Here is a 12,370-nt window from a genome sequence, read left to right on the forward strand (position 1 = left end):
TGGCAGCGCCGCCCGCCAAAAGCTGATCGAGAAGCTCATTCGGTATGGCAGGTTCTTTGCGTCGTGACATAGTGGGACTCCTTGTTGCCCATTATGCCCGGCCACACACGGAAATCCTGACAGTCCCAGCTTCAAGCGCTAGCGATGCGACAGCGAGCCGAACAAGACATTCGGTCGCAACAGGAAAGCGAAAGAATTCTGGCGTCAAAGCTCGGGAGCCTCAAGCCATGAAGCCCCTTGCATCCGTCTTGGTAGTCTTGTCGCTGCCTATGCTGCTCCTCGCGTGCCAGCAGCCTCCAAGGGGAAAGGAATATTTGAAGTCGCATCCTGAAGAACTCGCCGAAGTGCTGAAAAGTTGCGCAGATGGGACCCATCCCGACCCTCAGGAGTGCTCGAACGCTCAAAGCGTGAGAACCTTGGACTTGAAGCTACGTTCGCTATCGCCTCGTCCAGGAAAATCGGACGTTCGGTAATGGAGGACGGTCTCTTCACGACGCTCTATGTTAGCATCGACGGCAAGCTCGATCTGTTCCTCAACGAGCGCCTGACCAACGTCATCGAGGTCGTGCGCGGCCCGCTGGCGCTCGGGCTAGTCATCTATATCGCCCTGTTCGGCTACATGGTCATGCGCGGGATCGTGAGCGAGCCATGGGGCGAACTCTTCTACCGAATGGTGAAGCTCTGCCTGCTATACCTCGCGGCCACGACCGTGGCGTATTCGGAATGGATTACAAACCCCCTCTTCCACGGGATGCCCGACGCTATTTCGCAAGCCCTCGCGGGGCGTACAGTGACCAGTGTCGGAAACGTCTTTGATGATTATTATGGTCAGGCTGATGCGATCATTGCGCGGATTGAGACCGAAGCCGCGACATACAGTGACATTAATCCATATAAACTTGTACTCTATACCCTAAGTCTAGGCCTGAAGGCTTTGGCCGGTCTATCGGCTGCGATTGGGTTTTCCATCACCGTATTCGCCAAGGTTGCGCTTGCGATCATCGTTGCGCTTGGGCCGATATTTATCGCCCTATCTCTATTCGAAACAACACGCCGCTTCTTCCATGGATGGCTGGGGCAGGCTTTTAACTACATCGTTCTGATGGCAGTGATCATCGCAATTACGGCGCTGATTACCGATCTCGGCGCACTCGCCATAACCTCCTCAGAAGGTGTGGCCGATGCGGCACTCGGCGCAATCATGTTCGCCGTCTATATCTTCCTCGGCACGATCTTCTTTTTCCAGGCGCCGTCGATCGCGACCGGCATAGCCGGCGGCGCGGCCGCAGGTGTCGGCGCATTCGCGGGTTCGGCGTGGAGCACCATGGCCGCGCCCTTCCAGCAGCGCCGAATCTCCCGAAACAGCCGCAATCTCGAACGTGCCGCGCAACGCGGCGGCACGGTGAGCCGCGCATGATGATCATGAGGAATACGCCAATGTCCAAACCGCTGACGACACGCATCCTCCAGGGCGTCGCGCTCCTCGCCGCTGTCGCACCGATGGCCACACATGGCGCGTCGGGACCCAAGAAGCTGCCAATCTGCAACGGCAGGCATCTACGCGACGCCAATGTCTACGGCAGCGTGCTGCCCGGCTCGCCTGTCCCAGCGGTCGTCGCGCCCCCTGCCCCGCCCCCGGTGCCGCAGGTCAAACCGCCGGCCGGTGGATCGCCGCCACCGCCGGTCCCAGCCTCCGCGCCGCCGCCCGACAAGATTTCGTCGCGAGATCAGACCACCACTTATGGGAGCTGTTGATCATGCGGCGTCAAAGCGAGGGCGTGCCAGCAAGCGACGCCGAACTCTATTTCGGCCATGCACGCTCATGGGACCAGGATCGTCAGCGCAAGTCGCTGCGCTCGGAACGGATCGCCTGGGGCGTCGCCGTCCTCGCATTGCTGGCATGCACGGCCGAGGCACTGGCGCTGGCAGGCCTCGCGCCGCTCAAGACGGTCATGCCCTATATCATCCGGGTCAACCAGACGACGGGCGCGGTCGATGTGCAGACGGCCCTCACCCAGCAGCCGATGCGCTACGACGAAGCCGTCACTAAATTCTTCCTCGCACAATATGTCCGGGCACGCGAGAGCTGGCTGCCGGCGGCGGCCGAAGAGAATTTCCGGGCGGTGGCGATCCTGTCCGAGCCGGGTGAACAGCAGCGCTGGGGCCGGTTTTTCAACGACGACAACCCGTCGAGTCCGCAGGTGACATGGGGCAAGGGAGCGACGGTCCAGGCCCGTGTTCGCAACATCAGCTTCATCAACGACCGCGTCGCCAATGTCCGGTTCACCCGCACGGTCCAGACCGACACGAACATCCAGAACAGCGACTGGATCGCGACCATCACCTTTCGCTACACCAATGCCCCGATGGCGGAGGGCGATCGCTATCGCAATCCGCTCGGCTTCCAGGTCGAGAATTATCGAGCCGATCCGGAGGTGGTCCGGTGAAGCGGCTCCTGACCCTTGCAGCAATGTGCCTCCTCGGTGCCCAGCCCGCTCTGGCCGAGGACACACCTCGCGGCGGACCGGCCGACCCGCGGGTCAAATTCGTCGATTATCAGGAGACGCAGGTCTACCGGATTGTCGGCACCTTCCGCACGGCGACCCAGATCGTGCTCGGCGACGGCGAGACGATCGAGCATGTGGCCCTTGGCGACACCGTGTCATGGGAAGTGGCCGTTGCCGGACATATCCTCTTTCTCAAGCCGCGCGAGCGCGCTGGCCCCACCAACCTCATCGTCACCACCAACCACGGCGGAGAACTGCGCAACTATGCGTTCGAGCTGACCACCCGGCGCGGCGCGATCAGCAGCGCAAGTTCGGATGCCTTCTTCCAGGTGCGCTTCCGCTATCCCCGCGATGAGGCGGAACGCGCAGCCCGGATGCAAGCCGCGCAGGAAGCCCAGCGCGTCGCTGCGATGCAGGCAAGCGCAGTGCGCGGCGCACTCGACCACGGCGTCATCGAAGGTCCGCGCAATCTCAACTACAAGGTCCAGGGCTCAAGCGCGCTGCAGCCCTCCGAGATCTCGGACAACGGCAAGTTCACGGTGCTCCGCTTCCCGGGCAATCATGAAATTCCCGCCATCTACATGGTGCGCCCGGATGGGTCGGAAACGCTCGTCCCGTTCGACGTCCGCGATGAATTCGTGGTCGTTCACCTCGTGGCGACCCAGCTCCGGCTGCGGCGCAATCGCGAGGTGCTGTGCATCTATAACCAGGCGCCGACACCCTATGGTCTCGACGCCGGCACCAACACGGCATCGTCGCATGTCGACCGCACCGTACAGGACCCGAAGGAGTGAGCGCGATGGACGAAACCGCGTCGGACGATCGCCGCCCGATCACTGGAGATCCTACGCCCGAGCGCGACGAGATCCTGCGCGACCGGGGTATCGATCCCATCGGCGGCATGACGCCGGCGAAGCGCAACACCGCGCTAATCTTCGCCGGCACCGCGATGGTGCTCGGTATCTTGTGGGTCAATTCAGGCCCGAGCGGGAAACCGGCGGCCAACCTGATGGCGAAGCCCGAAGCCACCGCCAAGCGCACGGACCTGTCGGCACGCGAAACTGTCGCCTATGACGCGGTCGCGGCGCGACCCAAGCCTCTTGGCGCCCCGCAGTCCGATCCCAATGCGCCGGTCCTCAACCCCGGGCCGGATGGCCAGGTGGTCGGATCCGACGGGCAGATCGTGCCGGCGATGCAGCCTGGCGCTACGCCTGCGCCTTCGGCGCAGAACAATCGTCAGAACATCGCCGAACAGGCCCGGCGCTCGACACTGATTGCCTATGGCGGGCGATCCCAGGGGCTCGCGACGTCGGCACCGGACGGTACTGGCAGTGGCAGGCCGGGTTCTCTTATGGCGCCCGGGGAGGATGTCGACGGCCAGCCACAGCGCGGCGCGCCCAATGCACTGGATGCGCTTCGGCAAAGTTCGCCAATCGGCGAGGCACGCGCCTCGATGCTGCCTAATCGCAACTATCTCGTCACCGCCGGCACCTTGATCCCGTGCGTTCTTCAGACAGCGATGAATTCCGCCCAGCCCGGCTACACATCGTGCCTTATCCCGCGCGATGTCTATTCCGAGAATGGGCGCGTCGTCCTCATGGAAAAGGGCACCAAGGTCGTCGGCGAATATCATGGCGGGATCCAGCAAGGTCAGAACCGCCTGTTCGTGCTGTGGACCCGCGCGGTCACACCGCAAGGGGTGCGCATCGACCTCGCATCGCCAGGTTCGGACGCATTGGGCCGGGCCGGGATCGCAGGCTCGGTCGATACCTTCTTCTGGGCACGGTTCGGCAGCGCGCTCCTGCTCTCGCTGGTCGACGATGGCGCCTATATCGCCGGCCAGGCGGTCGCCAATGGCAACAATAATTTCAACAACACCACGCGGGCGCCGAGCGAAGGCGCGAGCATCGCCCTTCAGAACAGCATCAACATCCGACCCGTGCTCAAGAAGAACCAGGGCGAGGAAGTCGGCATCTTCGTCGCCAAGGATTTCAATTTCGCGGACGTCTACAATCTCGAGCTGCGGCGCGAGAAATGAGCGACACGGCGGTCCTCCGGCATTTTCTCAATCCGATCATGCCGCTGCTGGAGCCTGCCGAGGTGACCGAGCTCGTCATCAACCGGCCGGGTGAGGTCGGCATCGAGGATCATCGCGGCTGGCATTGGCATGATGTCGCCGAACTCGACAGCGAGTGGCTGGCGACGCTGGCTGTCGCGGCGGCCAGCTTCACGCGCCAGGACATCAATGCCGAGACGCCGATCTGCTCGACGATCCTGCCCGGCGGCGAACGCTGCCAGATCGTGATCCCCTCGGTCACTCCAACGGGATCGCCCTCCTTCACCATCCGCAAGCCATCGCGGGTGAACCTTGCAGTCGACCAGCTTGCCCAGGCCGGCCTGTTCGCCGGCACGCGCGCCGCAGCGCGGGGTCTGACCGACGTCGACGCGAAGATGGTCGCGATGCGGGACGCCGGCGACTGGCCGGCTTTCTTCAGAACCGCGGTGGCGGCGCGCAAGAATATCCTGGTGAGCGGCGCGACCGGATCGGGGAAGACCACCTTTGCCAAGGCGCTGATCCAGCTCATCCCGCGCGACGAGCGTCTGCTGACGATCGAGGACACACGCGAGCTTGTCGTCGACCACCGCAATGTCGTCCACATGGTCTATTCGAGCGAGCGACAGGGGCTGGCCAAGGTCGGACCCAAGCAGCTTCTCGAGAGCGCATTGCGCATGCGCCCCGATCGCATCCTGCTGCAGGAACTGCGTGACGGCACCGCCTTCTTCTACCTGCGCAATGTCAACTCAGGTCACCCAGGTTCGATCACGACGGTCCACGCTGGGTCCGCGATGGGCGCGTTCGAGCAGCTGACCCTGCTCGTCAAGGAATCCGAAGGCGGCCGCGATCTGGCGCGCGACGACATTCGCGGGCTGCTGCGCATGCTGGTCGATGTCGTCGTCCAGACCCGCAAGCGAGACGGAAAATTCGAAGTCGAGGAGGTGCATTTTGACCCGGCTGTCGCAAGCCAGTCCTCTCACTAAGGTCGCGCTTGTCGGCGGCGCTCTGTTGGGAGCGGCGCTCGCATGCGCGCTTTGCGCGATATTGGTGGCGCTGATCGGGCTGAAGCAGATCGGACCGAACATGCAGGTGACGGCACTGCCGTCGTGGCTGTGGTATTATCGCGCCGACCCGCTTCTCCATCTTTGGCTGCAGCGCGGCGCGATGGTGAGCGGTGCGATCGCCTTCATCATCCTGCTCGTCATTCTCAAGCGCGGTCGATCCCTGCACGGTGAGGCGCGCTTTGCGCGCGAAAGCGAGATCAGGCGCGAGCAGCTCCGCGCAAAGTCGGGCATCATCGTCGGCCAGAAAGGCGGTCGCTATCTGGTGTTCGGCGGGACCGAGCATGTCCTGCTCGAAGCCCCGACCCGGGCCGGCAAGGGTGTCGGTGTCGTCATTCCCAATCTGCTCAGCTGGGCAGACTCCGTGGTCGTGCTCGATGTGAAGCGCGAGAATTGGGAGATCACCGCCGGCTTTCGGGCGCGGCACGGTCAGACGGTCCACCTGTTCGATCCTCTCGACCCCGAAGGCCGCACCGCGCGCTACAATCCGCTGAGCTATATTGATCGGCTCGACGACATAGACGTCGTCAACGAACTCCAGAAGATCGGCGGGATGCTGTTCCCGTCGCCTGAGAAGGCGGATCCGTTCTGGGCCGAGGCAGCGCGCGCCGCCTTTGTCGGCGTCGGGGCGCTTGTCGCCGCCAATCCTGCCTTGCCCTTCACGATCGGCGAGATCTACCGCCGCATGACGACTGGCGACCCGAAGGTCGAATTGCCCAAGGTGGTCGAAGAGGCGCAGCAGCGCGGGCAGCGGCTGAGCCAGGCCTGTGTGTCGGCCCTGAGCGATTTCACCTCCGCGTCCGACAATACTTTTCCGGGATCAAGCAGACGATCACGTCCAAACTGAACCTGTGGCTCAACCCGTTCGTCGATGCCGCGACCTCGGAGACCGATTTTGATCTGCGGCAGGTTCGCCGGGAGCGCATGTCGATCTATCTTGGGGTGTCGCCGGACAATATCGACCGCATCGCGCCGGTCTATAATCTCTTCCTCCAGCAGCTGATCGACCTCAACACGCGAGAGTTGCCGGCGACGGGCGGGAACGTGCCAGTGCTGGTCTTGCTCGATGAGTTCGCCCGGCTCGGCAAGGCCCCCGTCATAGCGTCGGCTTTCTCCTATGTGGCAGGCTATGGCCTGCGCCTGCTGCCCGTGATCCAGAGCCGTTCGCAGCCACGCGCGCTCTACGGCCCAGACGTCACCGATGAGATCATCGCAAACTGCGGCCTTGAAGTGGTCTTCACGCCAAAGGAGCTGAAGGTCGCCAATGAACTGTCCGAGCGGCTCGGTTTTTTCACGATGAACGTGAAATCGAAGAGCCGCACGATCCACGGGATGCTCGCCAATCGCAGCATTTCGGAGAGCGACCAGCGCCGCGCGCTGATGATGCCGCAGGAACTGATGCAGATGCCCAAGGGCGATCTGCTGCTTCTGCGGGGCGGCATTCCGCCAGTCCGCGGCCGCAAGATCGAATTTTTCCGGTCGCGCCGGTTCACCGATCGGATTTGCGACCCGCCAAAGGTTGCGCCCCGCCTCGTTCGCCTGCCGACGCCCAAACCCGTGGCGGCGGCGATCATCGGCGCGGGCTCGGATGTGCTCGCCCAAGCGATCGAAGCCAAGCGCGCCGCTCTGCACCCATCTGCCCCGCCTGCTGAAAAGGAGCCTGTCGTGACCAGAATGTTGAGCGCCGACGAACTGTCGGGCACGGTCGAGATAACCGACGACATGCTCGTGCTTGGCGAATTGGAGGAATTGCCGGCGCCGGGCGACGAAGAAGCCGCGCTGGCCTTCGTCATGGCGATGGCGGCGCGCGCGGCGGTCGAACCCGAGGAGGATCAGGAGATGGCGGATACATTAGCAGACGGCAGGCAGCATCATGGCCGCTGAGAGCAAGGCGAGCGCGCCGCGGCGCCGAACAAACGGCATCGCGATCGACGACAAGACGGTGAGCAAGGCGGTCGGCACCAAAGATCGGTCGGACCCTGTCGAACCCGAGATTGCGATTGCCCCGACACCTCCCGTCAAGGCGGATGCCAGGCAGGCGCCTACGGCCCCGTCGGTCGTAGCGGGCGATCTGCCCGAGGCAGTGCGCAAACGCTATTATGCCGACAAGGCGAAATGGTCGGGCGATCCGGCCTATTTCACCTCGGCCGACGCGAAGGATCCCGCGTTTCGCGATCAGGGACGGCGGCTGCTGACGGCCAATGAGAGCCAGGAAGTCGTCAAGGACATGGTGGCGATCGCGCAGCATCGTGGATGGGACCGCATCCATATCACCGGATCCGAGACCTTTCGTCGGGCGGCCTGGCTCGAGGCTTCGCGAAACGGCCTCGAAGTCCGGGGCTATAAGCCCAATGAGCGCGACCTGCAGGAGCTTGATCGCGTGCGCGGCGAGGCGAGCAAGAACAGCATCGCGCCGATAACGTCGCGGGATGCCGCCGAGAGCAGAGACCCCGCGCCGGCCCGCCGGTCGTCGACGCAGGGTCAGGCGGATCGCGCGCCGCCGCGCGGATCGGACCGGAGCCTGCCGAACGATCGCGCGATCGACAGCCAGTTGCGGGTCATGGAAGCGGTCGTGCAGCGCACCCTGTTCGACAATCCCGAGGCGATCATGCGGGTCATGGGGGTCGCCCGGGCGCAGCTTCAGGCGCATGTCGCAGCGGGGCGCACCATAAAGCCTGCCGAAGTCCGGGATCGGGGTCCGTCGGTGCAGCGAAGCGTGGAGCCTGCCGCGGCGCCCGCGCGCGGCGCGACAGTACGGCCTGGCCGCGAGCATAAACCGCCGGAACGCAATCGGGCCCGCTGACGCTGCGTATCGATTGGTTCATCAATCGCGCATTCTGTTCGTCTGAAGCGAACGAAATCGCGATATTATAAACTGATCCTTGTCAGCGGTTCAGAAATACGGCAATTTGTTCGGTATGGACGGACAAAGGCGCCAGACTCTGAACCAGCTTCTCACGGCGTTGCCGCCGGGTCTGCTCGTGGATTCGGCGTGGTTGCAGGCGCAGGGCGTCGCCCGTACATCGGTCCATGATTATGTTCGGCGCGGGTGGCTCGAGCGCGTCGCGCCCCGGGTCTATCGGCGCACGACGACACAAGGTGCCGCAGCATCGCTGCGATGGGACATGGCAGTGATGTCGGCGCAGCGGACCGCAGCCGGCGAACTCTATGTGGGCGGCATAACCGCTCTCGAGCTCCATGGTCTCGGGCATTTCGCCCGGCTCGGCGGGGAACGGACGGTCCATCTCTACGACCCGGACCATGCAGCCCCTTCCTGGCTCGCGACCTTGTCCACCAACGCCCAGCTCGTGATGCACCGACGCACGCTGTTCGAGGCGTCGGACCTCGGCATCGACTGGCACCGCCTCGATCTCGGCACTACGCGGCTCGGCGATGTGGCGGCCTCGCCACAGGCCAGCGAAGCCTGGGATCATTTCCTCCGCGTCGCCAGCGCCGAGCGTGCGACGATCGAGCTGATGGACGATGTGCCTGCGAGCCTTACCTTCGACCATGCCGACAAGATCTTCGAGAACCTCACGACCCTTCGTCCCCGGCTGGTGACGGACCTGCTGAAAAGCTGCACGAGTATCAGGGCCAAGCGACTGTTCCTGTTCTTCGCCGATCGTCACGCGCATGGCTGGGCGAAGCGGATCGATCGCGACGTCGTCGATCTGGGCCGGGGCAAACGCCAGCTCGTACCCGGTGGCCGACTGGACACACGGTATCAGATCACGGTGCCCGAAGCCTTCGGCCCCAAAACCGAAAGTGAAGACCAATGACGGCGCAGATCTATGCGGACCAGGTACGACTGCTGGTCCGCGCCATCCCGGAAATCGCGCAGGAGGAGATCTTCGCGCTCAAGGGCGGAACGGCGATCAACCTGTTCGTGCGGGATCTCCCACGCCTGTCGGTCGACATCGACCTTGTCTACCTTCCGGTTGCCGATCGCGAGAGCTCATTGCAGGCCGTGAGAGACGGGCTCGAACGGGTCGCGGGCCGTCTCGAACGGGGTGGCCGCATGGCGGTCGAGCGTCGCCTGCTTCCCGACGGCAAGCGTCTTGTCGTCCAAGCCGACGGTGTGACGATCAAGATCGAGGTCTCGCCGGTCTTGCGCGGAACGGTATTTTCGCCTGCCGTGCGATCGGTCAGCCGCGCGGTCGAAGACCGTTTCGGTTTTGCCGAGATGCAGCTGGTGTCCGAGGCAGATCTCTATGCGGGCAAGATCGCGGCCGCGCTCGACCGCCAGCACCCGCGCGATCTGTTCGACATTCATTTTCTCTTCGCCAATGAAGGGATCAGCGATGACCTCTTCAAGGCGTTCCTCATCTACCTCGTCAGTCATCCGCGCCCTGCCCATGAGTTGCTATGTCCGCACCGGCTCGACATCCGCGATCAATATGGTGCGGAGTTTCTCGGCATGACCGTCACGGACCTGCCGCTCGAGGCGCTGCTCGACGCGCGCGAGCGCCTGATCAGCGAACTTGGCGAACGGGCGCGACAGCCCGCCAACAGGCGCTTCCTCATGTCGTTTCACGAACTCGCGCCCGATTGGTCGGCGGTCGGGCTCGATCCGGAGATTGCCGAACTGCCTGCGCTGCGGTGGAAGGCGATCAATCTCGAGCGTCTACAGCGCGAGAACCCGGACAAATTCGCTGGCCAGCTCCGCGCTCTTGGCGACTGCATCGGCGAGGAGACGGCGTAAGCCTCGCCCGTTTTGTTCCATCTATGTTCCGTGATAAGCTCTCGCATCGATTCGTTTTGTGAGATGCGAGAGGTGAGCCATGTCACGGCTCTACACAGTCATCAGTACAGCTGCCGACATCGCCGCGCATTTCAATGCCGAGGCGAAGGCTGATCTTGTCGTCCCTTCGGAGACTGTCGAGGCACTGCCAGGCCTGGTCATCTTCGAAAAGGGCGGCCGTCGGATCCTGCGCGAAATGGACTGGGGCTTTCCGCGGCTCACCCGTGAGATGCGCGAACGGGACGAGCCGCCAGGCCGGATCGGTCTCGTCGCCGACCTGACCAATCCGCTGTGGGACAGCATGGTCGTCCACCCGCAATATCGCTGCCTCATTCCGCTCACCCATTTCGCCAATCCGCACGGCGATGCGAGAGCCAAGACGCGCAGCTGGTTTTCGATCGTCGACCGGCCCCTTCTTGCCTGGGCGGGCTTCTGTCGCAACGTGCCGGACTATGGGCCGGTCTATGCCGGCATGACGATGGACGCGAACAGCGCGGTCATGCCGTATAATGATCGCATGCCCGTGCTGCTGGAGTCACAGGATTATGCGCGCTGGCTGGGCGGCAGCATTCAGGATGTCATCGGCTTCCAGTTTCGCCCGCCCATCGCGGCCGAGCGGATGCAGGTACTCGATAGTGACGATCTCTGGCGCAGCGGCGATCTGCCGGTTGCGCTGCGCCCGCAAATGGCATTGCTCTGAGCGTGGCAGTGAGCAAGAACCCGTACAGTCGCCTCGCCGAGGGTAGCCATGTGTAATCTCTATACCGTGCGCAAAAGCGCTGCCGAGGTCGCCGCCCATTTCGGTGTTGCCGCACCGGCGTCGTTCAACACGCCCGAGGAGACCCTGCCGGGATATCCGGGAATGGTGGTGCGCGAGGCCGATGGCGAGAGGGTACTTGAATCGATGGTCTGGGGCTTTCCCCGACCCATGAAGAGCAAGAAGACCGGTGTCCCGATCAAGCCGAAGCCGGTCAACAATATCGCTGATCTCACCAACTTCATGTGGCGGGGGATCGCGCCCAAGCCTCAGTGGCGTTGCCTCATTCCGCTGACGGGATTTGCCGAGGCAGAAGGCGAGAAGGGATCGATGACCCGGACCTGGTTTCGCGTGAAGGATGCCCCGATCTTCGCTTGGGCGGGGATGTGGCGGCACAGCGATGAATGGGGTGCAGTCTATTCGGGACTGATGACCGATGCGAACGCAGCGATCGCACCGGTCCACAACCGAATGCCCGTCCTGCTACAGGAGGACGAATATGATCGATGGCTGCACGGCTCGCTCGCCGATGTTGAAGCGTTCCGGGATCGGGTGTTCCCGGACAAGTTGATCGAGATGGACAGGACCACCGAGCTGTGGTCGCGCCGCGCGGCAAAATCGGCGGAGACGAACTAGCCAGCGCCAGTCAGGCGCGAAGACCCCTGCGCGCCATTTCCGACCTCGCCATGCGTCCGAGCGGCGCTGTGTCGCTGGTCCCAAATATGTCCTCGAGATCGAGAAGATCTTCGTCGCCAAGCGCCCCGATCGACTGCTCGATCTCGCGAAGGGTGGAGATAGCGCGGGTGTCGCGTCGAGCCCGCCATCGAGAGTGAAGGCGTTTCATGGCGCGAGAGTAGCAAGGATGCGCGCGCCCAGCAGCGTATCGCGTTCCCTTTCCCCTGTTGAAAATTCGAATTGGCGACGTCCTAAGTCGCCTTCGTGATTGCAAATTCGACCCGATCTGGCCTAATTGACCTTGCCCGTGGAGACATGGGTGGAGGCGTCGAAACCTTCAAAAGCGAGAGCCGGTCCCAGCTATGGAGACCGGGTGGCGGACGCGTATGTCCAAGGCCACCCGGCCCAAAGGCGGCCGCGCCTGTCTCGTTTCAGGTTTCGAACACTCTCTAGCTGAGGTCCCTGCGGCAGGGCGGGACGTTGGTATTTCCTACTTCATCATGCTTCGCCTTTTCTGGCAATGGTCACGTCGGCATGTCGATCGACCCGGGGTGCAACAGTCTCTCCGGGGTC

Annotated in this window: 11 protein-coding genes and 1 pseudogene; all 12 read left to right on the forward strand. The window is 63.4% G+C overall.

Annotated features, from left to right (window positions below; translation table 11 throughout):
- The first annotated feature begins 227 nt into the window (after positions 1-227).
- The 12 genes and pseudogenes from CG471_RS26495 to CG471_RS26555 all read left to right on the forward strand — a co-directional run bounded on the left by CG471_RS26495 (position 228) and on the right by CG471_RS26555 (position 11,758).
- Positions 228-473, forward strand: coding sequence for an EexN family lipoprotein (locus CG471_RS26495; protein WP_080604529.1), 246 nt, complete (start codon positions 228-230; stop codon positions 471-473).
- Positions 473-1,417, forward strand: coding sequence for a type IV secretion system protein (locus CG471_RS26500; protein WP_004212767.1), 945 nt, complete (start codon positions 473-475; stop codon positions 1,415-1,417). Before CG471_RS26495 ends, CG471_RS26500 begins: the two co-directional genes overlap by 1 nt.
- Positions 1,418-1,757: 340 nt before the next feature.
- Positions 1,758-2,447, forward strand: coding sequence for a virB8 family protein (locus tag CG471_RS26510; RefSeq protein WP_004212771.1), 690 nt, complete (start codon positions 1,758-1,760; stop codon positions 2,445-2,447).
- A 23-nt stretch (positions 2,448-2,470) separates the two neighbouring features.
- Complete coding sequence (gene virB9 / locus CG471_RS26515) at positions 2,471-3,301, forward strand: P-type conjugative transfer protein VirB9 (RefSeq protein WP_037512078.1); 831 nt, start codon at positions 2,471-2,473, stop codon at positions 3,299-3,301.
- Positions 3,302-3,306: 5 nt separating this feature from the next.
- Positions 3,307-4,545, forward strand: a complete 1,239-nt coding sequence (gene virB10 / locus CG471_RS26520; protein WP_037512079.1) for a type IV secretion system protein VirB10 — start codon at positions 3,307-3,309, stop codon at positions 4,543-4,545.
- On the forward strand, positions 4,542-5,546 hold the full coding sequence (gene virB11, locus CG471_RS26525) for a P-type DNA transfer ATPase VirB11 (RefSeq protein WP_004212776.1): 1,005 nt from the start codon (positions 4,542-4,544) through the stop codon (positions 5,544-5,546). The genes virB10 and virB11 overlap by 4 nt, the downstream gene beginning before the upstream one ends.
- Positions 5,512-7,508 (forward strand): annotated as a pseudogene (locus CG471_RS26530) (type IV secretory system conjugative DNA transfer family protein). The gene virB11 and the pseudogene CG471_RS26530 overlap by 35 nt, the downstream one beginning before the upstream one ends.
- Positions 7,498-8,427, forward strand: coding sequence for an LPD7 domain-containing protein (locus CG471_RS26535; RefSeq protein ID WP_004212779.1), 930 nt, complete (start codon positions 7,498-7,500; stop codon positions 8,425-8,427). Before CG471_RS26530 ends, CG471_RS26535 begins: the two are co-directional and overlap by 11 nt.
- Before the next feature lie 115 nt (positions 8,428-8,542).
- Positions 8,543-9,403 (forward strand): type IV toxin-antitoxin system AbiEi family antitoxin, encoded by an 861-nt coding sequence (locus tag CG471_RS26540; protein ID WP_004212781.1) that lies wholly within the window; start codon positions 8,543-8,545, stop codon positions 9,401-9,403.
- Positions 9,400-10,326, forward strand: a complete 927-nt coding sequence (locus CG471_RS26545) for a nucleotidyl transferase AbiEii/AbiGii toxin family protein (RefSeq protein WP_004212782.1) — start codon at positions 9,400-9,402, stop codon at positions 10,324-10,326. The genes CG471_RS26540 and CG471_RS26545 overlap by 4 nt, the downstream gene beginning before the upstream one ends.
- A 79-nt stretch (positions 10,327-10,405) precedes the next feature.
- Positions 10,406-11,065, forward strand: a complete 660-nt coding sequence (locus CG471_RS26550; RefSeq protein ID WP_004212783.1) for an SOS response-associated peptidase family protein — start codon at positions 10,406-10,408, stop codon at positions 11,063-11,065.
- Between the two features lie 48 nt (positions 11,066-11,113).
- Positions 11,114-11,758 carry an SOS response-associated peptidase gene (locus tag CG471_RS26555; RefSeq protein ID WP_004212784.1) on the forward strand — a complete coding sequence of 215 codons (645 nt, stop codon included), beginning with the start codon at positions 11,114-11,116 and terminating at the stop codon, positions 11,756-11,758.
- The last annotated feature ends 612 nt before the right edge of the window (positions 11,759-12,370 follow it).

Origin of the sequence: Sphingobium sp. IP1 (assembly GCF_002708645.1) — a bacterium.
In the GTDB taxonomy this organism is placed as follows: Bacteria; Pseudomonadota; Alphaproteobacteria; order Sphingomonadales; family Sphingomonadaceae; genus Sphingobium; species Sphingobium yanoikuyae.